28 protein-coding genes are annotated in these 26,978 nt (G+C 59.3%); 11 read left to right on the top strand and 17 right to left on the bottom strand.

What is annotated here, in order from left to right; translation table 11 throughout:
• Window positions 1-26: 26 nt before the first annotated feature.
• A complete protein-coding gene (locus KGB14_RS28225; RefSeq protein ID WP_223490972.1) occupies window positions 27-1,652 on the bottom strand; it encodes a methyl-accepting chemotaxis protein in 1,626 nt (541 codons plus the stop codon).
• A 277-nt stretch (window positions 1,653-1,929) separates the two neighbouring features.
• Between KGB14_RS28225 and KGB14_RS28220 the strand changes: the two genes are divergently transcribed.
• On the top strand, window positions 1,930-2,952 hold the full coding sequence (locus tag KGB14_RS28220) for a transporter (RefSeq protein WP_223490969.1): 1,023 nt from the start codon (window positions 1,930-1,932) through the stop codon (window positions 2,950-2,952).
• 192 nt (window positions 2,953-3,144) lie between these two features.
• A complete protein-coding gene (locus KGB14_RS28215) occupies window positions 3,145-4,761 on the top strand; it encodes an inorganic phosphate transporter (protein ID WP_223490966.1) in 1,617 nt (538 codons plus the stop codon).
• 263 nt (window positions 4,762-5,024) lie between these two features.
• Here the strand turns inward: KGB14_RS28215 and KGB14_RS28210 are convergent, their stop codons facing one another.
• Window positions 5,025-5,462, bottom strand: coding sequence for a multidrug/biocide efflux PACE transporter (locus KGB14_RS28210; RefSeq protein ID WP_223490963.1), 438 nt, complete (start codon window positions 5,460-5,462; stop codon window positions 5,025-5,027).
• 89 nt (window positions 5,463-5,551) lie between these two features.
• Between KGB14_RS28210 and KGB14_RS28205 the strand changes: the two genes are divergently transcribed.
• The gene (locus KGB14_RS28205) at window positions 5,552-6,406 is read left to right on the top strand and encodes a LysR family transcriptional regulator (RefSeq protein WP_223490952.1); all 855 of its coding nucleotides are present in this window, start codon (window positions 5,552-5,554) and stop codon (window positions 6,404-6,406) included.
• 121 nt (window positions 6,407-6,527) lie between these two features.
• Here KGB14_RS28205 and KGB14_RS28200 read toward each other — a convergent pair whose 3' ends face one another.
• The 4 genes from KGB14_RS28200 to KGB14_RS28185 form a co-directional block, all read right to left on the bottom strand.
• Window positions 6,528-7,763 (bottom strand): RNA polymerase sigma factor, encoded by a 1,236-nt coding sequence (locus KGB14_RS28200; protein ID WP_223490949.1) that lies wholly within the window; start codon window positions 7,761-7,763, stop codon window positions 6,528-6,530.
• Window positions 7,763-8,254 carry an SRPBCC family protein gene (locus KGB14_RS28195; protein ID WP_223490946.1) on the bottom strand — a complete coding sequence of 164 codons (492 nt, stop codon included), beginning with the start codon at window positions 8,252-8,254 and terminating at the stop codon, window positions 7,763-7,765. Before KGB14_RS28195 ends, KGB14_RS28200 begins: the two co-directional genes overlap by 1 nt.
• A gap of 26 nt (window positions 8,255-8,280) precedes the next feature.
• Window positions 8,281-8,625, bottom strand: coding sequence for a YciI family protein (locus KGB14_RS28190; RefSeq protein WP_223490944.1), 345 nt, complete (start codon window positions 8,623-8,625; stop codon window positions 8,281-8,283).
• A 128-nt stretch (window positions 8,626-8,753) separates the two neighbouring features.
• Window positions 8,754-9,179: a YybH family protein gene (locus tag KGB14_RS28185; RefSeq protein ID WP_223490941.1), complete on the bottom strand. Its 426-nt coding sequence runs from the start codon at window positions 9,177-9,179 to the stop codon at window positions 8,754-8,756.
• Window positions 9,180-9,320: 141 nt separating this feature from the next.
• On the opposite strand from KGB14_RS28185, the gene KGB14_RS28180 reads away from it, so the two are divergent.
• Together KGB14_RS28180 and KGB14_RS28175 are read left to right on the top strand one after the other, a co-directional pair.
• Window positions 9,321-9,806 carry a GNAT family N-acetyltransferase gene (locus KGB14_RS28180; RefSeq protein WP_223490939.1) on the top strand — a complete coding sequence of 162 codons (486 nt, stop codon included), beginning with the start codon at window positions 9,321-9,323 and terminating at the stop codon, window positions 9,804-9,806.
• Window positions 9,807-9,824: 18 nt separating this feature from the next.
• Entirely contained in the window at window positions 9,825-10,430 is a 606-nt protein-coding gene (locus KGB14_RS28175; RefSeq protein WP_223490937.1) for a pyridoxamine 5'-phosphate oxidase family protein, read from the top strand.
• A 118-nt stretch (window positions 10,431-10,548) separates the two neighbouring features.
• Here KGB14_RS28175 and KGB14_RS28170 read toward each other — a convergent pair whose 3' ends face one another.
• The 3 genes from KGB14_RS28170 to KGB14_RS28160 all read right to left on the bottom strand — a co-directional run bounded on the left by KGB14_RS28170 (window position 10,549) and on the right by KGB14_RS28160 (window position 12,354).
• Window positions 10,549-11,037, bottom strand: coding sequence for a GNAT family N-acetyltransferase (locus KGB14_RS28170; RefSeq protein WP_223490934.1), 489 nt, complete (start codon window positions 11,035-11,037; stop codon window positions 10,549-10,551).
• A gap of 101 nt (window positions 11,038-11,138) precedes the next feature.
• Complete coding sequence (locus KGB14_RS28165) at window positions 11,139-11,624, bottom strand: GyrI-like domain-containing protein (RefSeq protein ID WP_223490932.1); 486 nt, start codon at window positions 11,622-11,624, stop codon at window positions 11,139-11,141.
• A 67-nt stretch (window positions 11,625-11,691) separates the two neighbouring features.
• A complete protein-coding gene (locus KGB14_RS28160) occupies window positions 11,692-12,354 on the bottom strand; it encodes a LysE family translocator (protein WP_223490929.1) in 663 nt (220 codons plus the stop codon).
• Between the two features lie 138 nt (window positions 12,355-12,492).
• On the opposite strand from KGB14_RS28160, the gene alaC reads away from it, so the two are divergent.
• Window positions 12,493-13,710 (top strand): alanine transaminase, encoded by a 1,218-nt coding sequence (gene alaC, locus KGB14_RS28155; RefSeq protein ID WP_223490927.1) that lies wholly within the window; start codon window positions 12,493-12,495, stop codon window positions 13,708-13,710.
• A 173-nt stretch (window positions 13,711-13,883) separates the two neighbouring features.
• Here alaC and KGB14_RS28150 read toward each other — a convergent pair whose 3' ends face one another.
• Window positions 13,884-15,236, bottom strand: coding sequence for a GntP family permease (locus KGB14_RS28150; RefSeq protein WP_223490924.1), 1,353 nt, complete (start codon window positions 15,234-15,236; stop codon window positions 13,884-13,886).
• An 83-nt stretch (window positions 15,237-15,319) separates the two neighbouring features.
• On the bottom strand, window positions 15,320-15,853 hold the full coding sequence (locus KGB14_RS28145) for a gluconokinase (RefSeq protein ID WP_223490921.1): 534 nt from the start codon (window positions 15,851-15,853) through the stop codon (window positions 15,320-15,322).
• 215 nt (window positions 15,854-16,068) lie between these two features.
• Here KGB14_RS28145 and KGB14_RS28140 point away from each other — a divergent pair, with 215 nt between their 5' ends.
• Entirely contained in the window at window positions 16,069-17,100 is a 1,032-nt protein-coding gene (locus KGB14_RS28140) for a LacI family DNA-binding transcriptional regulator (RefSeq protein WP_223490919.1), read from the top strand.
• 66 nt (window positions 17,101-17,166) lie between these two features.
• On the top strand, window positions 17,167-17,799 hold the full coding sequence (locus KGB14_RS28135) for a glutathione S-transferase family protein (protein WP_223490916.1): 633 nt from the start codon (window positions 17,167-17,169) through the stop codon (window positions 17,797-17,799).
• 109 nt (window positions 17,800-17,908) lie between these two features.
• Here KGB14_RS28135 and KGB14_RS28130 read toward each other — a convergent pair whose 3' ends face one another.
• Entirely contained in the window at window positions 17,909-18,799 is an 891-nt protein-coding gene (locus KGB14_RS28130; RefSeq protein WP_223490913.1) for a LysR family transcriptional regulator, read from the bottom strand.
• A gap of 99 nt (window positions 18,800-18,898) precedes the next feature.
• Between KGB14_RS28130 and gstA the strand changes: the two genes are divergently transcribed.
• Both gstA and KGB14_RS28120 read left to right on the top strand, forming a co-directional pair.
• Entirely contained in the window at window positions 18,899-19,501 is a 603-nt protein-coding gene (gene gstA / locus KGB14_RS28125) for a glutathione transferase GstA (RefSeq protein ID WP_223490911.1), read from the top strand.
• A 546-nt stretch (window positions 19,502-20,047) separates the two neighbouring features.
• Window positions 20,048-20,464 carry a GNAT family N-acetyltransferase gene (locus tag KGB14_RS28120; RefSeq protein WP_223490908.1) on the top strand — a complete coding sequence of 139 codons (417 nt, stop codon included), beginning with the start codon at window positions 20,048-20,050 and terminating at the stop codon, window positions 20,462-20,464.
• 138 nt (window positions 20,465-20,602) lie between these two features.
• Here KGB14_RS28120 and def read toward each other — a convergent pair whose 3' ends face one another.
• From def to KGB14_RS28105, 3 genes are all read right to left on the bottom strand, one after another.
• Complete coding sequence (def, locus tag KGB14_RS28115; RefSeq protein ID WP_223490905.1) at window positions 20,603-21,142, bottom strand: peptide deformylase; 540 nt, start codon at window positions 21,140-21,142, stop codon at window positions 20,603-20,605.
• Window positions 21,139-22,083, bottom strand: coding sequence for a YihY/virulence factor BrkB family protein (locus KGB14_RS28110; RefSeq protein ID WP_223490902.1), 945 nt, complete (start codon window positions 22,081-22,083; stop codon window positions 21,139-21,141). The genes def and KGB14_RS28110 overlap by 4 nt, the downstream gene beginning before the upstream one ends.
• A gap of 169 nt (window positions 22,084-22,252) precedes the next feature.
• Complete coding sequence (locus KGB14_RS28105) at window positions 22,253-22,444, bottom strand: CsbD family protein (protein ID WP_223490900.1); 192 nt, start codon at window positions 22,442-22,444, stop codon at window positions 22,253-22,255.
• Between the two features lie 201 nt (window positions 22,445-22,645).
• Between KGB14_RS28105 and KGB14_RS28100 the strand changes: the two genes are divergently transcribed.
• Window positions 22,646-23,023 (top strand): hypothetical protein, encoded by a 378-nt coding sequence (locus KGB14_RS28100; RefSeq protein ID WP_223490897.1) that lies wholly within the window; start codon window positions 22,646-22,648, stop codon window positions 23,021-23,023.
• Between the two features lie 79 nt (window positions 23,024-23,102).
• Here KGB14_RS28100 and fadD1 read toward each other — a convergent pair whose 3' ends face one another.
• Complete coding sequence (gene fadD1 / locus KGB14_RS28095) at window positions 23,103-24,803, bottom strand: long-chain-fatty-acid--CoA ligase FadD1 (RefSeq protein WP_223490894.1); 1,701 nt, start codon at window positions 24,801-24,803, stop codon at window positions 23,103-23,105.
• Between the two features lie 379 nt (window positions 24,804-25,182).
• Window positions 25,183-26,871 carry a long-chain-fatty-acid--CoA ligase FadD2 gene (gene fadD2 / locus KGB14_RS28090; RefSeq protein WP_223490886.1) on the bottom strand — a complete coding sequence of 563 codons (1,689 nt, stop codon included), beginning with the start codon at window positions 26,869-26,871 and terminating at the stop codon, window positions 25,183-25,185.
• Between the last annotated feature and the right edge of the window lie 107 nt (window positions 26,872-26,978).

Below are 26,978 nucleotides of genomic sequence, written 5' to 3'. Positions count from 1 at the left end.
ACCAAACCGGTACATAGCCCATTTCACTAGGCGCTCAACCGCGCCGTCACTTCATTCAACTGCCCCGACAAGCCATGCAGATTGTGGCTGGCCGCTTCGGTGCGCTGCACGTTGTCCAGGTTGGTGCTGGCGATGCTGGTGATTTCGGTGAGGTTGCGCGAAATGTCTTCGGCCACCGAGGTCTGTTCTTCGGCGGCGGTGGCGATCTGGCGGTTCATGTCGCGAATGGCTTCCACGGCATGGGTGATGCGCTCGAGCATGGCGCCGGCCTGGGTCACTTGCTCGACGCTTTCCTCACTGCGCGACTGGCCGCTTTCGATGGCCTGAGCCGCGTCCACCGCACCGGTTTGCACGGTTTGAATGATCTGGTTGATCTCGATGATCGACGCTGCCGTGCGCTGGGCCAGGCTGCGCACTTCATCGGCGACCACCGCAAAACCGCGCCCGGCTTCACCGGCACGGGCCGCTTCGATCGCCGCATTGAGCGCCAGCAGGTTGGTTTGTTCGGCGATGCCGCGAATCACTTCCAGCACCTTGCCGATGCGCCCACTGTCGGCTTCCAGACGACGGATGACGGTGGCGGTATTGGCGATTTCACCGCGCATTTGGGTGATGGTGTGAATGGTGCCCTGCATGACTTTTTCGCCCTGCTGAGCGGACTGATCGGCATCATCGGCCGCGCGTGCCGCGTCGGCCGCGTGGCGCGCGACTTCTTGCGCGGTGGCGGACATTTCGTTCATCGCCGTGGCCACCTGATCGGTGCGGTTGAACTGCTCGTTGGTGCCGCTGGCCATGAGGCTGGCAATCGATTTCAGCTCGCCACTGGCGCTGTCCAGATCGGTCGTACTGCGCTGCAAACGACTGAAGGTTTCAGCAAGGAAATCGCGCAAGGTGTTGGCGGCTTTGGCCAGGTTGCCCAACTCATCCTGACGGGTGCTGGCTACGCGTTCGGCGAAGCGCCCCTGGCTGAGTTGTGCCACGTAGTCGATCAGTTTGCGGATCGGTTCCACCAGGTTGCGGTTGACCAGCCACAGGCTCAACAGGCCAATCAACAGCCCCGACACCAACATCACGATGATCCCCAGCAACACCGTCTGATCGGCGCTGGCACTGATCAACGTCGATTGCTCGGCGCCCTGCTTGCGCAACTCACTGACCAACTCGCTCATCTGCTCGCTGGCGGCACGGTCCACGCCCTTGACCGCGTTGTCGCCGGCCGTTGGGTCGGCACCGGCCGCCACGTAGGCATCACGCCCCTTCTGATACGCCGCACCTAATACACGATGCTCTTCACGCAGGCGTTCGATGCGAGTCTTGAGTTGCGGCTCGATGCCCTTCTGCCCGGCCAGCTCAGCGAGGATGCCCTGTACGTCGCGCTGGCGGTCCTCGAATTGCTTCCAGTATTTGTCCAGGTCCGCTGGTTGCTTGCCGCGCAGCAGGACGTTTTTCCACTCCTGAACCTGCACCTTGAATTGCAGGTTGGCTTCATCGATCAATTGCGAGGTGTGCAGCGGGCCTTCGATCAGGTTCGCGTAGTTCTGAACGCCGTTGGACAGAAAGTGAAAGCAGGCCAAAGCGATCAGCAACATCGCCAACAGGCTGCCGCTCAACAGGGCGAGGATTTGCGCTCTCAGGGACTTTTGCAAAAACATCGAGTGATATCTCATGACAGGGATGAAGCACGACTTACAGGCGTGCAAGGTGTCTGGACATCCCTGTCAGCGACGCTGGCTCACCACCAGAATCGGAAGATCGACATCAGCGTCATCGGCATGCCAGAGCCTTTCTTGAGCCCCTTCCGACCATCGGTAAGACGAAGGGTTTGCAGCCCGATTCAACCGTCACAAAACCTTCAAAATACGTTGCGATGATGGGGCTCAAGTGAACCTGTGAAACCCGCGACAGGCGTCCCCCTCACAGCGAGACCTCATGAATCACAGCATCGACCAGCGCCATCGCGACTCAGACCTGTTCGGCCTGCTTTACGGTTTCAGTTTTCGCCCCGGCGAGCGCGGCCGGGAGATCGATTCGGCCAGGGCGCTGCATTGCCTGCAACAACCAGACGACAGTGACGAATTCCTCTGGCTGCACCTGAACCTGGCCCATGCCGCGTGCGAGCGCTGGATGAAAAGCCATCTGGCATTGCCCGACGAGTTTTTCGAAGCGCTGCATGAAGGCTCTCGTTCGACACGCATCGAGCATGTGGACTCGGCGTTGCTGGCGGTGGTCAACGACGTGGTGTTCAACCTCAGCAGCATGGTCTCATCGGATGTCTCGACGCTGTGGGTCTGTGCCCGCAGTCGGCTGATCATCAGCGCGCGCCTGCAACCGCTGCACTCGGTGGACAAGCTGCGCTCTTCGGTGAAGGCCGGTGAATGCTTTCGCTCTCCGTTGGAACTGCTGGTGCATTTGCTGCGCGATCAGGGCGAAGTGCTGACGCAGATCGTGCGCAAGACCAGCCTCAGCGTCGATCAGATCGAAGATGAGTTGCTGTCTTCGCGACTGTCGACTAACCGCGCTGAGCTGGGTGCCAACCGCCGGGTGCTGGTGCGCCTGCAACGGTTGCTGGCGCTGGAGCCGGGCTCGTTGCTGCGCCTGCTCAATCGCCCGCCGCAATGGTTGCAGAAGGAGGACGTCAAGGAACTGCGCAAGTCCACCGAGGAGTTTGCGCTGATCATCAACGACCTCACGGCCCTCGGTGAACGGATCAAGCTGTTGCAGGAAGAAATCGCCGCCAACCTCAACGAACAGAGCAACCGCACGCTGTTCACCCTGACCGTGGTCACGGTGCTGGCGCTGCCGATCAACATCATCGCCGGTTTCTTCGGCATGAACGTCGGTGGCGTGCCGCTTTCCGGTGATCCGGAGGGGTTCTGGATTCTGGTGGCATTGGTGGCGACATTTACCCTGATTGCCGGGCGCTGGGCGTTTCGCAAGCGCCAGGATTATTAAGATCAAAAGATCGCAGCCTTCGGCAGCTCCTACCTTTGAAATACGATCCCTGTAGGCGCTGCCGAAGGCTGCGATCTTTTGCCTCTGCGCTTTAAGACTGCAAAAAAACCAAACACTGATCCAGCGCAGCCTCTCTGTAATATTTAGCAACGATCATGGGAGACACTCCTTCTCTGCTCAGGATTGTCCGGCATGGCTACGCCTTCCTTCACCGCCGCTGCCCAGGTTCCCGCCAGCAGTGCCAAGCCGCAACTCGATAAAAAACCCGGCCTGCTCACCATTGTGTTGTTCTTTGCGGTGCTGGGCAGCGGGCTGTTGTTCACCGCTTACAGCCTGATGCACGACATGAGCGAACTCGGCACGGTGGTCACCACCTGGACGCCGTTCCTGCTGTTGGGCGTCGCGCTGCTGATTGCCTTGGGCTTTGAGTTCGTCAACGGTTTTCACGACACCGCCAACGCCGTGGCGACGGTGATTTACACCAACTCCTTGCCGCCGAATTTCGCGGTGGCCTGGTCCGGGTTCTTCAACTTTCTGGGGGTGTTGCTGTCGAGCGGCGCGGTGGCGTTCGGCATCATCGCCCTGCTGCCGGTGGAGCTGATTCTGCAAGTCGGTTCCTCCGCCGGTTTCGCGATGATCTTCGCCCTGTTGATCGCCGCGATCCTGTGGAACCTCGGCACGTGGTGGCTGGGTTTGCCGGCGTCCTCGTCGCACACCCTGATCGGCTCGATCATCGGTGTCGGCGTGGCCAACGCCCTGATGCACGGCCGTGACGGTACCAGCGGCGTGGACTGGGCTCAGGCGACCAAGGTCGGTTACGCGTTGCTGCTGTCGCCGCTGATCGGTTTCGCGTTCGCCGCGCTGTTGCTGCTGGCGTTACGCGCCTTCGTCAAAAATCGCGCGCTGTACAAGGCACCGAAGGGCAACACCCCGCCACCGTGGTGGATTCGCGGCATGTTGATTCTGACCTGCACCGGCGTGTCGTTCGCCCACGGCTCCAACGATGGCCAGAAAGGCATGGGCCTGATCATGCTGATCCTGGTGGGCACCTTGCCGATGGCGTATGCGCTGAACCGCACCATGCCGGCGGACCAGACCCTGCAGTTCGCCGCAGTGGCTGAAGTTACCCAGCAGGCCCTGATGAAAAACACGCCGCTGCCGGCACCCGCCGATCCACGCCCGGTACTGACCGATTACATGCGCAACAAGGAAACCAACCCGCAACTGATTCCTGCTCTCGCCGCACTGGCGGGCCATATCGGTAACGAAGTGAAGGGTTATGGCTCGCTGTCGAAAGTACCGGCCGAAGCGATGGGCAACGTGCGCAATGACATGTACCTGGCCAGCGAAACCATTCGCCTGATGGACAAGAACAAGGCTGGCAACTTCGACGCCGACACCACCGGCAAGCTGCAATTGTTCAAGCAACAGATCGACAACGCCACACGGTTCATTCCGCTGTGGGTGAAAATCGCGGTGGCCATCGCCCTGGGGCTGGGCACCATGGTCGGCTGGAAACGCATTGTGGTGACGGTCGGCGAGAAAATCGGCAAGACGCACCTGACCTACGCTCAGGGCGCCTCGGCGGAAACCGTGGCCATGCTGACCATCGGCGCGGCCGACATGTTCGGCCTGCCGGTATCGACCACTCACGTGTTGTCTTCAGGCGTGGCCGGGACCATGGTCGCCAACGGTGGCGGTTTGCAGATGAAGACCATCCGCAACCTGCTGATGGCCTGGGTGCTGACCCTGCCGGCGGCGATTGTGTTGTCGGGTAGTTTGTATTGGTTGTTCACCAAGCTGTTCTGACCACACAGCACCTGTAGGAGCGAGGCTTGCCCGCGAAGGCGATTTCACATTCAACGATGATTTTTACTGGTAGACCGCCTTCGCGGGCAAGCCTCGCTCCTACAGGTCTTATGGGGTGTTGTTCAGATCCGACTTATGAACGCTCTGCCCCGTAAGATCAAAAGATCGCAGCCTGCGGCAGCTCCTACGCCGATCGGCGTACATCCGTGATTATGGTTGTACCCGATCGGCGTAGGAGCTGCCGAAGGCTGCGATCTTTGCTTTTAAACCTCACAAGCCCTGCGCACCAACAGCCGTTCACGCACCACGTCATAACCCCAGTGGTACACGTAGGTGTACGGCAGGAAAAACAGCAGCACGCCGATGTCCAGCAGGAACGCCTGCCACAGGCTGACCTTCAACCACCAGGCAATCAACGGCACGCCAAACGCGACCAGGCCGCCTTCGAACAACAGCGCATGCACCACGCGGACCCACGCGTTACGCACGATGGAATAGCGTTTGAGCAAGCGGTCGAACAGGCCGTTGAAGACCACGTTCCAGGCCAGGGCAAGGGCTGCAATGGCCATGGTCACCGCGCCCATTTCCAGCATGGGTTTGTCCATGATCCAGGCCAGCAGCGGGGTACAGATCAATATCGCCAGCAGTTCGAAACCGATGGCCTGGAAAATGCGTTCAGTGATGGATTTGTTGGCGTTCATGGCCAGGCTCCCTGAGTGACTGTGGTTGCCATGATCGGTGATCGAAACGATACTTCATAACCAATAACCATCGATCAAGGCGATAGTTCATGGCGTCCCACGAAGTGCTGCTGGCGTTTGTCCAGGCGGCGACCCAAGGCTCGTTTTCCGCTGCGGCGCGCAAGCTCGGCCGCAGTCAGTCGACCATCAGCGCCGCCGTGGCCAGCCTGGAAATCGACCTTAACCTTGCCCTGTTCGACCGCAGCAGTCGCAAGCCGAGCCTGACCCCGGCCGGGCACGTCATGCTGCAACGGGCCGAGGAGATTCTGGCCGCCACCAGCCGTCTGGAAATGACCGCCAGCCAACTGTCCCAAGGCGTCGAGCCAAAGCTGACCGTGGCGATTTCCGACACCTATCAGTCCGACCGTTTCGAAGCAGCGCTCACTGCGTTCGAGCAGCGTTATCCAGACCTGGAACTTGAATGCCTGATCGCCGAATGCGATGACCTGGTGGCGCTGGTGCAACGGGGCCGGGCGCATGTCGCCTTCGCCGAGATGCAAGACAGCTACCCACCAGACCTGGTCAGTTCGACGGTGGACGAGCGCACGGAAATCGCCCTGTTCGTGTCCCGCGCTCACCCGTTGGCGAAGCTGAGCGGAATCGATCAGGACGTGCTGCAACAGCACCGTGAGCTGCGTCTGGCGACGATCGTCAATCCGTATGAAAGTCGGGCGAAGGGGCGCGTCTGGTCGGCGCCGAGTTACTTGATGCTGCTGGAAATGGCCCAGGGCGGGTTCGGCTGGGCGCCGTTGCCCCGGTGGCTGGTGGGACGGTTCGGGGCCGGCTCGTTGGTGGAGCTGAATGTGCGCGGCTGGCCGAAACCGGTGTGCGTCGATGCGCTGTGGTCGCGTTTGCATCCACCGGGGCCGGCGGGGAGTTGGTTGCTTGGCAAGATGCTGGAATAGCGGTGCTGCCATCGCGAGCAGGCTCGCTCCCACATGAGCCCTCTGTCGGACACAAATTTTGCGTACATCATCGATCCACTGTGGGAGCGAGCCTGCTCGCGATAGGGCCCGCAAGATCACATCACTCCAACGCCCTGAGCCGCCCCTCGATAAACCGCCGCTCCGGCACTTGCTGCGTCAACTCCAGCGCCCGTTCATACGCCGCCCGCGCCTCATCCACCCTCCCCAACTGCCGGTAAAACTCTGCCCGCGCCGAGTGCGCCAAGTGGTAATCCAGCAATTCGCCCCGCGCCAGAATCCCTTCGATCAACGTCAGTCCGGCCTGCGGCCCATCGCGCCTGGCCAGCGCCGCCGCGCGATTGAGTTCGATCACCGGCGATGGCACGGCCCGCAGCAGCACGTCATACAGGCCAACAATCTGCGGCCAGTCCGTCTCCGCCGCCGTGGCCGCTTCGGCGTGCACCGCCGCAATCGCCGCTTGCAGGCAATAAGGCCCGAAGCGCCGCGTCGTCAGCGCCCGCTCCACCAGTGCACAGCCTTCGGCAATCAGCTCGGCGTCCCACAACGAGCGATCCTGCTCGTCCAGCACAACCAACTCGCCGTCGGGCGAGGTCCTGGCCGGGCGCCGGGATTCATGCAACAGCATCAGTGCCAACAGCCCCATCACCTCCGGTTCGGGTAGCAATTCCATCAACAATCGACCGAGACGAATCGCTTCTCGCGTCAGGTCTTCGCGGGTCAGTTCACTGCCGATCGACGCCGAGTAGCCTTCGTTGAACACCAGATAAATCACCCGCAGCACGCTGTCGAGACGCTCGGGCAGTTCCGTCAGGGTGGGCACTTGATAAGGGATTTTCGCGTCACGGATCTTGGCCTTCGCCCGCACGATGCGCTGGGCGATGGTGGCCGGCGCCGAGAGAAAGGCCCGGGCGATTTCTTCCGTGGTCAGGTCGCAGACTTCGCGAAGGGTCAACGGCACTTGAGCGTCCGCCGCCAGTGCCGGGTGGCAACAGGTGAAAATCAGCCGCAGGCGATCGTCTTCCACATCTTCATCACTCCAGTCAGCCTGCTCCAGCTCTTGCAGCTGAGCGATCAACATCGGTTTGGATGCGTTAAAACGCGCACGCCGACGCAACACATCGATGGCCTTGAAGCGCCCGGTGGACACCAGCCAGGTGCGCGGATTGTCCGGCACACCGTCACGCTGCCAGCGTTCGACCGCGACGAAGAACGCCTCGTGCAGCGCTTCTTCGGCGAGGTCGAAATCGCCGAGCAGACGGATCAGGGTCGCCAGGATCCGCCGCGAATCTTCGCGGTAGACCTGCTCGACTCGCGCCCGTACCGACTCGCCAGGCATCAGTCCGGCATGCCTTCAGTCACCAGCGTCTCCAGCCGATCGAGGCTTTGCCCCCAACCGTCGTGAAACCCCATGGCCTCGTGTGCCTGGCGATCCTCCTCGTTCCAGTGCATGGCGCGAGCGGTGTAGAGGGTTTTGCCGTCCCGGTCCTCGAGCGTCACTTCGGCGGTCATGAATGGCTTGCCTGAGGGAATCCAACCGGGAAGAAAAGCGTCGGTGAACACCAGACGCTCCGGGGCGACGATCTCCAGAAACACGCCCATGGTCGGGTACTCGGCACCATTCGGCGCCCGCATCAGGGTGCGAAACTGGCCGCCCACCCACAGGTCCATTTCGCACTCGGGCGTGGTCATGCCGTGAGGTCCCCACCATTGGGCGAGCAGCGCGGGTTCGGTCCAGGCGCGGAAGATTTTGCTGCGCGGCGCATCGATCAGGCGACTGATGGATAACTCGAATTCGGCCGGTTTTCGCTGGGCGGATTGCGGACTCATGAAAGAACTCCTGTTGTGATTGTTATTCAGGGATTCAACTGGCGAACGGGACGCACCTCGACGCAGCCGACCCGAGCCGCCGGAATGTTGCCGGCAATCTGGAGGGCGTCATTGAGGTCCTTGGCATCGATCAGGTAGAAGCCGGCCAATTGCTCCTTGGTTTCGGCGAACGGGCCGTCGGTGATCGACATTTTGCCGTTGCGCATGCGCACGGTGGTCGCGGTCTGCACCGACTCCAATGCCTCGGCGGCGATCATCCGGCCGCTGCTCTGGATCGACTCGCTGTAGGCCATGCACTCGGCGTCATTGGGGCTTTCGGGCTGCGAGTGCAATTCCAGCTCGTCGCTGTAGACCAGGCATAAATACTTCATAGGACTCTCCATTTCAGGGGTTCTCCATCTCTTGGAGCGTTGCCCTGATCGAACTGATCAACTATGGCTGCTGATTGGAGCTTTGGCGTTGCTTTCCGATAAACAGCCCGACGAATCAGGCTAGACGATCAGGGCTCCAGGTTGAACAGCGCCGCGCCGCTCGTCATGTCAAACGGTGCCGACCAGTGTTCGTGGACGATCTGCCAGAGCCCCGCTTCCTGCCGGTAGCAGGCGGTGACGCGCATCCAGCAGGCCTGGGTTTCACCCTTCTCATTGGTGCCGCCGCAATGCGCCAGCCAGTGAGCGAAAGCGATCTCCTGCGACGACACGATGTCGATTTCGTGGAACTCGAAAATGTGCGGCCCCGGGCACATCTCCATGCATTCCTGCCAATGCGCGCGGTAGGCCGCCTTGCCCTTGAATTGCAGGGCTTTGACCGCGTCGAAGGAGACGATGTCATCGGCATACAGGGCCATGACCTTTTCCACGTCCTTGGCGATGACCGCCTGGCGATAGTTCTCGATCAGGTTATGGATTGGTGTCTGAGTATTCATGAGGGTTCTCCGTGGTTTTTTTGTGGAAGACACCCTTAGTCGTCTGGCGAAAAGCCAAATCGACAGCCGAAATAAAAATAATCCATGGGAGCAAACTCGCTAGAATCCGAGGCTCATTCCCGTCGGAAAAAGGACACTCCAGTGACAGCCCGACTCGTGCCTTACGAAAGCCTGAACGCCCTGCAGCGCCAACAGGTCGAGGCCATCGAAATCCACGCTGAACAAATCAGATTCTCCGGCGATATTCATGGTGCGTTGCACACCTTGCTGTCCAAACCCGGCCCTGGCGTCAAAGGCTTTGCGCTGCTGGTGGAGGATGCGCCGGTGGCCTTCCTGCTGCTCAAGCGCCCGCCGGTGCTGCCGGCCTGGGCCGACGAACACAGCGCCACCCTGCACGCATTGCAAGTCGATCACCGCGCCCAGGGCAAAGGTTATGGCAAAGCCTGCCTGCAAGCCCTGCCCGACGTTGCGCGCCAGGCCTGGCCGGAAATCAAAGGGCTGGAGTTGTCGGTGGATGCGGACAATGAGTCGGCTATCGCGCTGTATGCCAAGTATGGCTTTGTCGACAGTGGTGAAGCGTACAAGGGCCGGATCGGTTATGAACGGCGGATGGGGCTGGTTTTCTGATTCGTAGAGGGATGAACGATGTTGAATTCAATCGAAGCGCTGGAAACGATCTACGGCCTGCCCCATGACCGTGCGGTGCGCAAGCAGATCCCATTCCTGAACGAGGACTATCAAGCGATGGTCCGCGCCTCGCCACTGGTGATCATCAGCTCGGTCGGCCCCGATGGCATGGACGGTTCGCCCCGTGGCGATTCGCCGGGTTTCGTGCGGATCGTCAATGAACGCACGCTGGCGATCCCGGATCGACCGGGCAACAACCGTATCGATACGCTGCGCAATGTTGTGCTCGACTCGCGGGTATCGCTGCTGTTCATCATTCCAGGGATCGGCGAGACGTTGCGGGTCAACGGCACGGCGCAGATCAGCGCCGAACCCGAGTTGCTGGAAAGTTTTGCAGTCAACGGCAAACCGGCACGCACGGTGATGCTGGTGACGGTGGAGGCAGCGTATTTCCACTGTTCGAAAGCGATTGTGCGTTCGGATTTGTGGAATCCCGAGAAGTACCTTGAACGCTCTGCCCTGCCGACGGCGGGCGCATTTCACAAGCGATTGAACGACGGGCAGTTCGATGCCGACACGTATGACCGGGAAGCGCCGGCGAGAGTGCGTGACAGTCTCTATTAGAAGATTTTGTGGCGATCTGCGGATCGCCTTCGCGGGCAAGCCTCGCTCCTACAGGAAACTCGATGCAATCTGTAGGAGCGAGGCTTGCCCGCGAAGGCGGTTTACGTCAAACAGATCATCAGAGGTCCAGCACCATCTCATGCCAAGCCATGCCGCCATGATCGGACGCCGAAGGTTTGATGTAGGCAAAACCAAACCCGGCATAGAGCGGGATGTGTCGCTCTTTGCACATCAGGTGGATGCTGGCCTTGTTCAGCGCACGCATTTGCTGGATGAACTCACCCATCAAGCGTTTCGCCAGGCCCTGCCCTTGGTAGTCCGGGTGCACCACCACCGACATGATCACCACGTGCGGGCCGGCCGGGTCGTGGCCGATCAGCTCCTTGAACGCCTCGTCCGACATTTCCACTTCAAACGCCGCACCGGAATTGATGAAGCCGGCTACCACGCCATCCACTTCCGCCACGATGAAGCCCTCGGGCCAGGTGGCGATGCGGGTGGCGATTTTCTCGCGGGTGGCGGCTTCATCGCCTTCGTAGGCAACGGTTTCGATGGCGTAGCAGCGGTCCAGGTCAGCAGAGGTGACGTGGCGGATGACGGTGTTCATGGCAACTCGGAATCGGCGTGGGGAAGGCGCAGATCATAAATTAATAAGGGGTTGATATCGATCAGAGCGGCGGACCACCGATCCGCCGCTCGACCCGATCATTACGCTTTGAGCGGCAGCCAGATTTCCAGCACGCCGGTGTTGAGCTTCGGGTTGAAATCGTCGCTGTAACGTTCGAACTCCGGAGCGTCGGCAGCTTCATAACCGGATTTCGGCAACCAGGTTTTCCAGATGTATTGAAAGGTCTGGGGCAAGGTATCCAAAGAGCCCTTATGTTGGAAAACTGCATACTTCTGAGGCTGAACTTCGATCCAGCGGTACTTCTCGGGCAGGTCGTCGAGCTTGCTGATCTCGACGCCGGCGATGTATTCGAAACCACCCTTGCCGTCGGGATTGCAGCAGATGCCGTAGGTCACTTCGCTTTTCTGACCGGGAATTTTGCCAATTTCGGGAATGAATTTCTCCCATAGGTCCGGGATTGCTTTGGCCGTATCCGCAGTAAACCGTCCACCCAGCCCCGCAATGAGCATGAAGTGCCCGTTTTCAATGCGTGGCTCGGCCGTTTCGACGCCTGTTTGCTCATCCATGACTCAACTCCTGGTACGAAAAAGTGGGTTCGGCTGGGAGTATAGAAGCCAAACCCGATTCGCCCAATTACAGTGCACGCAACTGCTCGATGGCGCCTGGACCGATGAACTCGTTATACCCCGACAGGATCACGTAGACCGCGAAATAGCAGAAGATCGCTGCCGATGCCATGTAGGAATAACGCAGCAATTTGTCACCGAGCAATTTGCCGCCGTGGCTCGCAGCGAAGCACAGACCGACACACCAGAGCACCCCGGCGCACAAAAAACCACCGAGAAACAGCGCCGAGCTGAGCGTGCCGCCGCCACCGGAACGGGCGATCAGCGTACCGCCCACCGCGGCGAACCAGAGAATGGCGCTGGGCGATGACATGGCGAGGAATATCCCGCGAAAAAACTCGCGACGATGCGAGTTGTGCCCCACCTCCGAGGTTTGCGCCAACAGCGCTTCATGGTGAATCGCCGAATAAATCATCTTGGCCGCGAAATACAGCAGCAGCGCCGACCCACCGATCCACAACACCCAGCGCACGGTTTCGTACTGCAGTAATACGGTCATGCCGGCCAATGCCAGCACCGCGTAGATCAGGTCGCCGACACAGGTCCCCAACCCCAGGGCAAAGCCTTGAAAATAGCCGCGCTGCATCGCCAGCGTGATCATCGCGATATTGGCCACGCCGATGTCCAGGCACAGCGAAAGGCTCAGCAAGAAGCCACTGGTAAATTCCATCGACCATATCCTTGGGAAAAATTTATTGATGCGCAGGCTAGACAGTTTGCCACGACTGCCCTTACATTCCGCCACAGGCCACCGCAGTGGCCAGCGTCGCTCGGACGGTTCCGGGCGCTTACGTTATCCGAGGCAACAATGGCCGAACAAGGTTCGCCGCGCCGCTTTGCGCGCATAGATCGACTCCCCCCTTACGTTTTCAACATCACCGCCGAGCTGAAGATGGCCGCCCGTCGTCGTGGCGAAGACATCATCGACTTGAGCATGGGCAACCCCGACGGCGCCACGCCGCCGCACATCGTCGATAAACTCGTCACGGTTGCCCAGCGCGAAGACACCCACGGTTATTCCACCTCCAAAGGGATTCCGCGCCTGCGCCGGGCGATTTCCAATTGGTACAAGGATCGCTACGAAGTCGACATCGACCCGGAAACCGAGGCCATTGTCACCATCGGTTCCAAGGAAGGTCTGGCGCATTTGATGCTGGCCACCCTCGACCAGGGCGACACCGTGCTGGTGCCGAACCCGAGCTACCCGATTCACATCTACGGTGCCGTGATTGCCGGCGCCCAGGTGCGCTCGGTGCCGCTGATTCCTGGCGTGGATTTCTTCGCCGAACTGGAACGGGCGATTCGCGGCTCGATCCCGAAACCGAAGATGATGATCCTCGGTTTCCCGTCCAACCCTACCGCCCAGTGCGTGGAGCTGGACTTCTTCGAGCGGGTGATCGCCCTCGCCAAACAGTACGATGTTTTGGTGGTGCACGACCTGGCCTACGCCGACATCGTCTACGACGGCTGGAAAGCCCCGTCGATCATGCAGGTGCCTGGCGCCAAGGACATTGCGGTGGAGTTTTTCACCCTGTCCAAGAGCTACAACATGGCGGGCTGGCGCATCGGCTTCATGGTCGGCAACCCGGAGCTGGTCAACGCCCTGGCGCGGATCAAGAGCTACCACGACTACGGCACGTTCACCCCGCTGCAAGTCGCGGCCATCGCGGCGCTGGAAGGCGATCAGCAGTGCGTCAAAGACATTGCCGAGCAGTATCGGCAGCGTCGCAACGTGCTGGTCAAAGGCCTGCACGAGCTGGGCTGGATGGTCGAAAACCCGAAAGCATCGATGTACGTCTGGGCCAAGATTCCCGAGGCTTATGCGCACCTGGGCTCGCTGGAATTCGCCAAGAAACTGCTGGCCGAGGCCAAGGTTTGCGTCTCGCCGGGCGTGGGGTTTGGCGAGTATGGGGATGATCATGTGCGCTTCGCCCTGATCGAAAACCAGGACCGGATTCGTCAGGCTGTGCGCGGGATTCGCGGGATGTTCCGGGCGGATGGGTTAATCAGCAAATCCAACGCCTGACACCTGATACTTGTAGGAGCTGTCGAGTGAAACGAGGCTGCGATCTTTTGATCTTTTTTTCGGATCAAGATCAAAAGATCGCAGCCTCGTTTCACTCGACAGCTCCTACGGGGATTTAGAGCCACCCACAAAAAAACCGCATCGCTGCGGTTTTTTTGTGTTTGCCGATCGTGTCAGACGAACAACGACAGCAGCAGGATAAAGACCAGCGCAACGATGGACAGGATGGTTTCCATCGCGGTCCAGGTCTTGAAGGTTTCAGCCACGGTCATGTTGAAGTATTGCTTCACCAGCCAGAAACCTGCGTCATTGACGTGAGACAGAATCAACGAGCCGGCACCAGTGGCCAGCACCAGCAGCTCACGGTTCACACCCGGAATCATCCCCACCACCGGCACCACGATGCCCGCGCCAGTAATGGTCGCCACGGTCGCTGAACCGGTCGCGATGCGAATCACCGCCGCCACCAGCCAGGCCAGCAGGATCGGCGAGATCTGTGCAGCCACCGCCATGTGACCGATCACATCACCTACACCGCTGGTTACCAGCATCTGCTTGAAGCCACCACCGGCACCGATAATCAGGATGATCGCAGCAGTCGGCGCAAGGCTCGCGTCCAGCCATTTGAGCATCTGTTGCGAACCGATGCCCTGCTTGTAGCCGAAGGTGTACAGCGACAACAGCAATGCCAGCAGCAGCGCCGAGATCGGGTGACCGATCAAGTCCATGAAGGTGCGGAAGAAGTTGCCGTCCGGCAGCACCACATCGGCAAAGGTCTTGAGCAGCATCAGGAACACGGGCGACAGCACGGTGATCAGGGTGATGCCGAAGCTAGGCAGATCGCCTGCATCCTCATCGCGTACCAGTTGATCCACCAGTTCCTGATTCGGATGACCAGGAATGTGCTTGGCAATGAACGTACCGAAGATCGGACCGGCGATGATAGCCGTCGGCAGCGCAACGATCAGGCCGTACAGAATGGTTTTACCGATGTCGGCACCGAACACGCCGATGGCCAGCAGCGGACCCGGGTGTGGCGGAACCAGACCGTGCACCGCAGACAGACCGGCCAGCAACGGGATACCGATCTTGATGATCGACACGCCGGTACGCCGGGCAACGATGAACACCAGCGGGATCAGCAATACAAAGCCGATTTCGAAGAACAGCGGAATGCCGACCAGGAAGGCCGCGAACATCATCGCCCACTGCACCTTGTCCTTGCCGAACGCGCGAATCAGGGTCTGGGCGATCTGATCCGCCCCGCCCGACTCGGCCATCATTTTGCCGAGCATCGTGCCCAGCGCCAGGATGATCCCGACGAAACCGAGCACCCCACCGAAGCCGTCCTGGAACGCCTTGATGATCGTGCCGATCGGCATGCCGGAGGTCAGGCCGAGAAAGGCTGCGGCGATGATCAGGGCAATGAAGGGGTGCAACTTGAATTTGGTGATCAGGACGATGAGTCCGATCACCGTGATCACTGCATCCAGCAGCAGGAATGACTCGTGGGACATGCCAAACATGGGGGGTGTCTCCGTTGTTTGTTGTTGTTATGAAAGCAATTATTCAAATGCCGTCAGGACAGCGCTATCTCTTGGAGCAAAACTCAACTGGCGAGTTTCAAGCCATGATCGAGCCACCAGGCATGAGCCTGTTTCGCCAATTCATCGACGCTGTGGCTCGACGCATCCAGAGCCAGGGTCAAGGGCTCGCCAACAGGAGACTCAAGCGTTGCAAACTGGCTGTCGATCAAGGTCGACGGCATGAAATGGCCCGGCCGATGAGACACACGATCGGCGGCGACCTCAGGGGTCAGCTCAAGGAAAACGAAGCCCAGGCCCGGCAAGGCACTGCGCAAGCGTTCGCGGTAATTGTGTTTGAGGGCCGAACAGGTCAGCACCGGGCGCTCGCCCTTGGCGTCGACGCGGCGCAGTTCATCGCACAGGCTGTCGAGCCAGCCGGCACGGTCTTCATCGTTCAGGGGAATACCCGCGCTCATCTTTTCGATATTGGCGGCAGGGTGGAAAGTGTCGCCTTCAATGGCGGTCGCGCCGCTGAGCTGACACAGGGCCTGGCTGACGCATGTCTTGCCGCAACCGGCAACGCCCATGATGACCAGGGCGGTGATGGGATGATTCATGTAACACCTCAGCGCGCAGACAGCGCTACCTTTGCTACGTAAGACTCTAGTGCAAAAGCAGAAGTTGCCGACGCCTTCTTGTCATTTTTGTGGGTTGCAGCATGTTCGTTCTCGATGCCAAAAAGCGAGGATCAGGCAAACCTCGTTCACGCATTTGCAGCTGCATCGAGACAGCGCTACCTTAGTGCCTTGAATTTTGTTTGGCAAGCCGTCCGATGAATACCCCTAAAAACGATAAAAATACGCGCACCACTGGCCGCCCTACCCTCAACGAAGTCGCACGCCTGGCCGGCGTCAGCCCGATCACCGCGTCCCGCGCCCTGCGCGGCGTCAGCACGGTGGCCACCGAACTGGTGGAAAAAGTCCAGAAGGCCGCCCTCGAACTGAACTACGTGGTCAACCCTGCCGCCCGCGCTCTGGCCTCGGCCCAGAGCCATTCCGTCGTGGTTTTGGTGCCTTCGCTGTCCAACCTGCTGTTCATCGACACACTGGAAGCCATTCATCAGGTTTTGCGACCAAAGGGCTTCGAAGTGCTGATCGGCAACTTCCATTACTCGCGTGATGAAGAAGAAAACCTGCTGCGCAATTACATGGCTTATCAGCCTCGTGGCTTGTTGCTGACCGGTTTCGACCGCACCGAAAGTTCGCGCCGGATGATCGAGACCAGCAACATTCCCTGCGTCTACATGATGGAACTGGACAGCGCGGCCGGGCTCAATTGCGTCGGTTTTTCTCAAGTTGCTGCCGGCGAAACGGCGGCCGAGCATTTGCTGTCACGCGGTCGCAAACGCCTGGCCTATATCGGCGCGCAACTGGACCAACGCACGTTGCTGCGGGGTGAAGGTTTCCGCCGCGCGCTGCAAAAGGCCGGCGTGTATGACCCGGACCTGGAAGTGCTGACACCGCGAGCCTCGTCGGTGGGTCTGGGTGGCGAATTGTTCCTGCAACTGCTCACGGCCCATCCGGATGTCGATGCGATCTTCTTCGGTAACGATGACCTGGCTCAGGGCGCGTTGCTCGAAGCATTGCGCAATGGAATCAAGATCCCCGAGCGCGTGGCGATCCTTGGCTTCAACGACTTGCCGGCGTCTGAGCACATGGTGCCGCGCCTGAGCAGTATCAGCACCCCGCGAGAGGCCATTGGCCGTCGTTCGGCGGAGTTGATGCTGACCTTGCTGGCCGGCAATTCAGTGGCCAAACCAGTGCAAGACATGGGATTTGAGTTAAAGGTGCGCGAGAGTACCTGAGGCGTGATCATCCCCATGCTCGCGTGCTAGATTCCCGACACCTGGAACAGCAAACGGAGAAGCTCAATGGGACATGCGCTGAAGATTTTGGGTAGAGCCTCGTCAATCAACGTCAGAAAAGTTCTGTGGGCATGCGACGAACTGGGTGTTCCCTACGAACGCGAAGACTGGGGCAGCGGTTTCGCATCGACCCAGAGCCCGGAATTTCTCCAGCTCAACCCCAACGCACAAGTGCCGGTGCTCATCGACGAAGCCGGCGTGCTGTGGGAATCCAACACCATCTGCCGTTACCTGGCCGGTAAACACCAAAACACTGACCTGTTGCCCATCGAACCGGCGGCGCGCGCTCGCGTGGAGCAGTGGATGGACTGGCAAGCCACTGAACTCAACCCGTCGTGGGGCTACGCCTTTTTTGCGCTGGTGCGGCAACTGCCGGACTTCCAGGACGCACAGCGGATTGCTGATGGCGTTCGCGGCTGGAACGCGAAAATGGGCATCCTCGAACAGCAACTCGCGGTGACCGGCGCGTATGTCGCCGGCCCCCAGTTCACATTGGCCGACATCCTCATCGGGCTGTCGGTCAACCGCTGGCGCATGACACCGATGGAGCGCCCGGACTATCCCGCCGTGGACGCGTACTGCCAACGACTGGCGCAACGGCCGGGGTTCATGGAACACGCTTGCAACGGCGTGCCTTGATTTAGTAAGCGCAATCCATAGATGTAGGAGCGAGGCTTGCCCGCAAAAGCGGTGTGTCAGTCGACATCATCATTACCTGATACACCGCTTTCGCGGGCAAGCCTCGCTCCTACATGGATTTGCGCTGCGGATGATCTGCGAGCATACCCAACAACGCCCGCACCGCCGCCGAAGGTTCTTTATCGGGCGCAACCACCAAGGCAAATTCGCGATCGATACGTGGCGTCACAGGCACTACGCGCAAGCCTTGGCGACTGGTCGGCAGAGTCATTTCCGGCACCAGGGTCACACCGATGTTTTCCCTCACCAGAGTGAACGCACTGCTCCACTCTCGCACCTCGGCCCGCACATTCAACAGTTGCAGCCCCGCGTCGGCGGCCAGGCTGCGAGCGTTGGTCGAACAACCGCCCGTGGCCAGCACAAAGGGTTGCTCCGCCAGTTCCGCCAACGAGACGCCCTGTTCATTCGAGCGGCGTGCCAAGGGGTGGCCACCGGGCAGAACCGCCACCCAGGCATCACGCCCCAGGCCACCGGCATTGCGCGCGGGCGCCGGGTTCAACACCACGCCGACATCCACCAGCCCGGCACCGAGCAACGTTTCCACTTCATTATCGCTGACCTCCAGCGCCACCACTTGAATGCCGGGATACAGCCGATTGAACTGGCGCAGCAGCGGCGGCAGAAAGGTCGCCAGCACCAACGGGAAACTGGCCAGCCGAATCGTCCCGCGCTGGATATCTTTAGTGGCATCGACGGTACTGCGAATGTTCTCCAGGGCGCCGAGCATGGTTCGCGCCTGTTGGATCACAGACAGGCCGATGGCGGTCGGCAGGGTCTGACGGTTTTCCCGGCTGAACAATTGAACGCCCAGGGTTTCTTCGATCAGTACCAGCGCCTGACTGGCACCGGACTGAGTCATTCCGACCCGCTCGGCGGCCCGGGTAATGTTGCCGGTATCGGCCACCGCCACCACCATTCGCCAGTGCATCAGGTTCATCATGGCAGTAGTTTTCCTAATGGCAGTTTTCTGAAAGATTAATTTTACCGAGCGTGCCGCGCACTATGACACTGGCGCAAATCCGCAACCAGAGTCCTGCCCATGAAGTTGTATTACGCCCCGCAAGCCTGCTCGTTGGCGCCGCACATTGTGCTGCGCGAACTGGATTTGTCGTTCGAGTTGGTCCGCGTCGACAACAGCACCAAGCTAACCGTCACCGGTGAGAACTTCCTGACCATCAACCCAAAAGGCTACGTCGCGGCATTGCAGCTGGATAACGGTGAGGTGCTGACCGAAGGCCCGGCAATCCTGCAATACCTGGCAGATCTGCGACCCGAGGCGAACCTGGCACCGGCAAACGGGACGTTCGAGCGGGTGCGTTTGCAGGAATGGCTGAATTTCGTTTCGGCCGAGATTCATGGCGGGCTGGGTTGGCTGTTCAATTCACAGTTTCCGGATGAGGTGAAAGTGCTCATCAAAGAGAAGCTGTTCAAGCGTTTTGTCGTCTTGAGTCGGACGCTGGAGGGGCAGGATTATTTGCTGGCTGGTGGATTCAGCATTGCCGATGCGTATCTGTTTACGGTGTTGCGCTGGACGCAGCTGTTTGGCATCGATCTGGATCAGTGGCCGGCGTTGGCGCGGTTTCAGGTACGGATTGATCAGCGGCCAAGCGTGAAAGCAGCGTTGGCTGCGGAATTGGTGTAAGGCGTCAGATCATTCGCGAGCAAGCCCGCTTGTGTCTTAGGCAGGAATTAGACTAAGGGTGCGAGCGGTCAGGCGTTGGCGCAGGGTTTCGATTTCTTCACGGTGGGCAGCATCAAAATAATGGGGCATGGCTTTGCTCAGATCGGGAACCAGTCCCCCTCTGTGCAATGGCGCAGGGATTTCTTGCAGATTATTTGGTTATTTCAACATCCCTCGTAGGAGCTGCCGAAGGCTGCGATCTTCAGATTTTGATTTTCAGCGGTCCGAAAAGATCAAAGTCAAAAGATCGCAGCCTTCGGCAGCTCCTACGGGGCCGGTGGAGTGTCTACATCTCAATGACCGAACACACCCACCTTCTTGGCCTTCTTGTCCGCACGTTTTTCATCGGCGGTTTTCGCCGGCTTTTTCTTTGCCGCTTTCTTTGAATCCATGCCTTTGGCCATGATACATACTCCACTCATACGGGACGTGAGATCAGGTATACACCTATCTCTGCGCCAGCGTTCTTTTATAATCCCCCGCTTTGCGTATCGACAGTCCGAGCCCATGCCGAACACCCAGTACACCTTGCTCGACGAGCCGTTATGGCCGTTGATGAACAAGTTTTACCGCGCCCACCAATCGTCGATGAAAGCGGTTCGCGACGCTCGGCTGTGGGTCGCAAGACGCGATGAGATCATTGCGGCGTTATGTTTGCGGCCAGTGGCCGGTGGGCATTGGCTGACCGGGTTGTTCGTCGCCCCGAGCTGTCGCGAGCAAGGCGTCGCCGCGGCGTTGATCGCCCATGCGGTCAAGCACGTCGAAGAGCCGGTCTGGCTGTTCTGCCATCCGGATTTACGTGGTTTTTATGAGCGCCGGGGTTTTACGTTCGACCCGCCCCTGCCCTACGCCATGGCCGAACGCTTGAGCCGATACGCGCGCAGCAAACCGATGATTGCGATGGGTTTGGAACCGAAACACTAAAGACCTGTGAAGATTAAATGTGGGAGCGAGCCTGCTCGCGATAGCGGTGTGACAGTCACCATCAATATTGACTGTCAGGGCCTCATCGCGAGCAGGCTCGCTCCCACATTGGTTTTGTGTTGGATGCGAAGGACGGGGTCAGTCGTCCGCCGCTGGATCCAGATCCGGGAACATCACCTCGGTAAACCCGAATTTGCTGAAATCACTGATGCGCGACGGGTATAACCGGCCGATCAGGTGATCGCATTCATGCTGCACCACCCGCGCATGGAATCCCGAGGCAATGCGCACGATCGGCTGGCCCTTGGGATCGAAGCCTTCATAACGAATCTGCTGATAACGATCCACTGCACCACGCAGGCCCGGCACCGACAGGCAACCTTCGAAACCCTCTTCGAGGGTCGGGCTCAACGGTGTGATCAGCGGATTGATCAGAATCGTCTGCGGCACTGCTTCGGCGTCCGGGTAGCGCTCACTGGATTCGAAACCAAAGATCACCAATTGCAGGTCGACACCGATCTGCGGCGCGGCCAGGCCGACTCCGCCGACGCTTTCCATGGTCTGGAACATGTCATCGATCAGTTGCCACAACTCGGGGCTGTCGAACATTTCTGCCGGCACCGGCGGGGCAATGCGCAGCAGGCGCTCATCGCCCATTTTCAGAATTTCACGGATCATTTTATGGCTTCGTCAGTGGTCGGCTTGATTGAATGGTCTCGTCCCAGCCCCGAAACGTGGTGTTTGGGTTCTTCGGGCACCATTTCGCCAGGTTTGTTGCCTTCGGATGACATGTGCTCGATCACCGCGTTCATTTCCGCGCCGAGCAACAGCACCGCAGCGGAAATATAGAAGTACAGCAGCAACACGATGATCGCGCCGATACTGCCATACATGGCATTGTAGTTGGCGAAGGTTTTGACGTAGAGACCGAAGCCCAGCGATGCGACGATCCACACCACAACGGCCAGTACCGAACCCGGGGTGATGAAGCGAAACTCTTGCCTGACGTCGGGCATGACGTAGTAAATCAGCGCCACCGCCATCATCAGCAAAATCACGATCACCGGCCAGCGCACAATGGTCCAGACGGTCACGATGACATCTTCGAGGCCGACTTGCGCGGCGATCCAGCCCATCACCTGAGGCCCGAGTACCATCAGCGCGGCGGCGATCAACAACATGCCGGCGATGCCGATGGTGTAGAAAATCGACAGCGGAAAGCGTTTCCAGACCGGACGGCCTTCGACCACGTCATACGCGGCGTTCATCGCGCTCATCATCAACCGCACACCGGCGGACGCGGTCCACAGGGCAATCACGATACCCACCGACAGCAAACCACCCTTGGATTGCTGGAGCTGGTCGATCACCGGGTTCACCTGCTCCAGCGCCTGGGGCGGCAGAACCAGTTCCGATTGCAGACGCAGCCAGGAGAAGAAATCCGGCAAGTGCAGAAAACCGATCAGGGCGATCAGGAACAGGATGAACGGGAACAGCGAGAACAGCATTTGATAGGCCAGCGCCGAGGCATAGGTCGACATCTCGTCGGCGACGAACTCGGTAACCGTGCGCACCATCACGCGATGCAGGGGCAAGCCTTTCATGGTCGGGAAAAACATTAGCGTCTCCTTTCGCCGCAAAAAGGTTGAAGTCATGGCGACTCAGGGGCCGTTTTCTACAACAAAGTAGCCTACTTGGCGACTTTGAAACAATTTCATTGCTCAAGTTCAAACTGACACAAAAACGGCCATCCGCGGATGGCCGTTTCTGTACTCGTCAAACGCCGGGTTACGCCTTATCGATGCCTTTTTTGAGCGCATCCTTGGCTTTGCCGATCGCTTGCTGGGCTTCACCCTTCTTCTCTTGCACCACGCCTTCGGCGCGCAGTCTGTCGTTACCGGTGGCCTTGCCGACGCCTTGTTTGACGTTGCCGGCCGCTTCGTTTGCCATGCCTTTAACTTTATCGCCAGTGCTGCTCATGGTATTTCTCCTGTGAACATTTCAACGGGGAAAGTCGTTACACAAGGATTGACCGGGGGCTTTGGTACGGAGTTTCATTTATTTCCCGACAGAACATTTCATGGTTCTGCGCAGGTTAGGCTTTATGTTTGCGGGCTTTGCCCCGAGAATGCGCATCGTATTCAGGCCCAGGCGCTGAAGATCCAATCCCGTAGGAATGTTATGAAACTCGATAAAAAGCAGGCCATTGCCCGCAGAAACCAGGAACTCGGCGGTGCTGTGCTTGGCGTCAACAACTGCCATTTCACCGAATTGAACCGCAACCGCAACATTTTCTGGTTCGATATCCCGGTCGCGCGCCTGGCCGTTGGTCAATACGAATGGATTCACTTGCTGATGCACACCCCGGATACCGACGAACTGCTGCACCTGAAAGTGCCGACGGTGTTCCTGCGCGAGAAACTCGAAGGCCTGGTGGTGCGCAACCAAGGCAAGCGCAAGGCTGCATTGAGCCTGGAACTGAGCGCCGACAAGGACTCGTACCTGCAGGACATGCGCCCGGCCGGCACCAACGTCAATTTCGCGCAGTTCCGTATGTAGGAGCTGCCGCAGGCTGCGATCTTTTGATCTTGCTTTCTGGCTCTACAAAAAGCCCCGCATCTGCGGGGCTTTTGTTTGACTAGGCGCTGACTTTCTTCACGCCCAGCTTCTTCAGCTCTTCGTCGCGCAGTTCACGGCGCAGGATCTTGCCGACGTTGGTGGTCGGCAGCGCGTCGCGGAACTCCACGGCTTTCGGCACCTTGTAGCCGGTGACGTTGGCGCGCATGTGCTCCATCACCTGCTCCTTGGTCAGGGTCACGCCCGGTTTGGCGACGATGAAGATCTTGATCGCCTCCCCCGACTTCTCGTCAGGTACGCCGATGGCCGCGCATTGCAGCACACCCGGCAGGGTTGCCAGTACGTCTTCCAGCTCATTGGGGTACACGTTGAAACCGGAGACCAGAATCATGTCTTTCTTGCGATCGACAATGCGCATGTAGCCGTCGGGCTGGATCAGCGCGATGTCGCCGGTCTTCAACCAGCCTTCGCTGTCGAGCATTTCATCGGTGGCTTCCTGACGCTGCCAGTAGCCCTTCATGACTTGCGGGCCTTTCACACACAGTTCACCGATGGCGCCCAACGGTTGCTCAACGCCGGCATCGTCGATGACTTTGCACAGGGTCGATGGCACCGGAATACCGATGGTGCCGATCTGGATGTTCTGGCTCGGGTTCACCGTGGCCACCGGGCTGGTTTCGGTCATGCCGTAACCTTCGCAGATCGGGCAACCGGTGACCGCTTTCCAGCGTTCAGCCGCGGCCAGTTGCAAGGCCATGCCGCCGGACAGGGTGATTTTCAGATTCGAGAAATCCAGTTTGCGGAACGCTTCGTTGTTGCACAACGCGACGAACAGCGTGTTCAGGCCCACGAAACCGCTGAACTTCCACTTCGACAGTTCCTTGACCATCGCCGTCAGGTCGCGCGGGTTGCTGATCAGGATGTTGTGGTTGCCGATCAGCATCATCGACATGCAATGAAAGGTGAAGGCATAGATGTGGTACAGCGGCAACGGTGTGATCAGGATCTCGCAACCTTCGTTGAGGTTGGAGCCCATCAGCGCCTTGCACTGCAACATGTTCGCCACCAGGTTGCGGTGGGTCAGCATCGCGCCCTTGGCCACGCCGGTGGTGCCGCCGGTGTATTGCAGCACGGCAACGTCGCTACTGGCCGGGTTGGCTTCAACCACTGGCTGGCCATGGCCCTTGCTCAGCACGTCATTGAATTTGATGGCCTTGGGCAAGTGATACGCCGGGACCATCTTCTTCACATACTTGATGACGCTGTTGATCAGCAGACGCTTGAGCGGCGGCAGCATGTCGGCCACTTCGGTGACGATCACATGCTTGACGCCGGTTTTCGGCACGACGGTCTGGGCCAGATGCGCCATGTTGGCCAGGCAGACCAGGGCTTTGGCACCGGAGTCGTTGAACTGGTGTTCCATCTCCCGCGCGGTGTACAGCGGGTTGGTGTTGACCACGATCAGCCCGGCGCGGATGGCACCAAAGACGGCGACCGGGTATTGCAACACGTTGGGCAGTTGCACGGCGATTCGATCGCCTGGTTGCAAATCGGTATGCTGTTGCAGGTAAGCGGCAAAGGCACCGGACAATTCGTACAGTTCACCGTAGGTGATTGTCTTGCCCAGGTTGCTGAATGCCGGTTTGTCAGCGAAGCGTTGGCAGGATTGCTTCAACACTGCCTGAATATTCGGATACTCGTCTGGATTGATCTCGGCAGCAATTCCAGCTGGGTACTTATCCTTCCAAAAGTCTTCGATCATGGAAGCCCACTCCTCAGCAACGCGAATTCAAATACCGCATTTGATGCGATTATTATTGGTGTTTGATTATTGGTGAATCTGGCTTTTACATAAGGCCGAGAAGTCACAAAGCGCGCCGAGAGTAGCAGCTTTGCCTAGGGTCGACTAGAGCCAAAAACGGCCCATATAGTCACACTTCTGACTCTTGAATGTTTAATAGTCACTTTTAGAGCAAAGATTCTATAGCGCCTTGAAAGCCGCTGAAATCGGGGCTTAAGCCCCTTAAAAGCTTCGCGGGCAAGCCTCGCTCCTACAGGTTCGCGTCGTTCATTGTGAACGCCACTGGACCTGTGGGAGCGTGGCTTGCCCGCGATCCGCGCGAAGCGCGGCCATTCAACGATCAGGCGATCTCACGCAACTCACGCCGCAGAATCTTGCCCACCGGCGTCATCGGCAACGACTCACGCAGAACGATGTGCTTGGGTACTTTGTACGCCGTGAAGTTTTCCTTGCAGTAAGCCTTCAGCTCTTCAAGGCTGACCCCCGATTCACGGGCCACCACAAACAACTTCACCGCCTCCCCCGACCGCTCGTCCGGCACGCCGATCACCGCGCAGTTGGCGACTTTCGGGTGGGCCATCACCACGTCTTCGATCTCGTTCGGGTACACGTTGAAGCCCGAGACGATGATCATGTCTTTCTTGCGATCGACGATGCGCACGAAACCGTCCGGGTCGATCACCGCGATGTCGCCCGACTTGAACCAACCGTCGGCGTCCAGCACTTCGGCGGTGGCTTCGGGTTTCTGCCAATAGCCCTTCATGATCTGCGGGCCCTTGATGCACAGTTCGCCGCGCTCGCCCAGCGGCTGTTCGACGCCGTCATCGTTAATCACTTTGAGGGTCGTGCCCGGCACCGGCAGGCCGACGGTGCCGATGCGTGACTTGTCGCCGTAAGGGTTGGTGCAGGCCACTGGCGAGGTTTCGGTCAGGCCGTAACCTTCGGTGATGCGGCAACCGGTGAGCTGTTCCCAGCGTTCAGCGGTGGCCTTGACCAGCGCAGTGCCACCGGAGTTGGTGAGTTTGAGACTGGAGCAATCCAGGGTCTTGAAGTCGGGATGATCCATCAGTGCAACAAACAGCGTGTTGAGCCCAAGCAGCGCCGAGAACCGCCAGTTTTTCAGTTCCTTGATGAAGGCGCCAATGTCCCGTGGATTGGTGATCAGCACGTTGTGATTACCGGTCACCATCATGCACATGCAGTTCGCCGTGAATGCATAGATGTGGTACAGCGGCAGCGGCGCAATCATCACTTCCTGCCCTTCGCGCAGTAACGGCTGCCCGTCGGCGTCGAATTGCCCCAGACACGCCCGCGCCTGCTGCATGTTTGCCACCAGGTTGCCGTGGGTCAGCATGGCGCCCTTGGCCAGCCCGGTGGTGCCGCCGGTGTATTGCAGCACCGCGATGTCGTCGAGACCGATATTCAGCGGCTTAATCCCCAGGCCCCGACCCAGGCGCAGCGCGCTTTTGAAGGAAATGGCCTGAGGCAACGAATACGCCGGGACCATTTTCTTGACCTTGTCGACCACGGTATTGATCAGCCAGCCCTTGGCGGTGGGCATCAGGTCGCCCATCTTCGCTTCGATCAAGTACTGGATGTCGGTGTCGGGCAACACCTCCTGGACCTTCTGTCCGAACACGTTCAGGTAGACCAGCGCCCGGGCACCGGAGTCCTTGAACTGATGACGCATCTCCCGCGCGGTGTACAGCGGGTTGGTGTTGACCACGATCAGCCCGGCGCGCAAGGCACCGAATACGGCAATCGGGTAATGCAGGACGTTGGGCATCTGCACCGCGATGCGATCCCCCGGCACCAAGTCGGTGTGGGCCTGCAGGTACCCGGCGAACGCGGCGCTGTAGCGTTCCAGTTCGGCATAGGTCAGGGTCACGCCCATGTTGCTGAACGCCGGGCGGTCGGCAAATTTCTTGCAGGAACGCTCGAACACCTCGATCACCGACTTATAGGCCCCACGGTCAATATCCAGGGGCACGCCGGCCGGGCGTTTGTCATTCCAGAAATCAGGTTGCATTGTTCTTGTCCTCTTACCTGAATCTATCCGGGGCCGCTTTTCTGTCACTTCTGAAAATGCGGGACTTCACGGACACTAGCAGCTATGACGAATCAGGCAAATATGCG

Source organism: Pseudomonas sp. A-RE-19 (assembly GCF_019956555.1).
Lineage (GTDB): Bacteria > Pseudomonadota > Gammaproteobacteria > Pseudomonadales > Pseudomonadaceae > Aquipseudomonas.
This window is presented reverse-complemented; position numbering and strand designations above follow the sequence as displayed.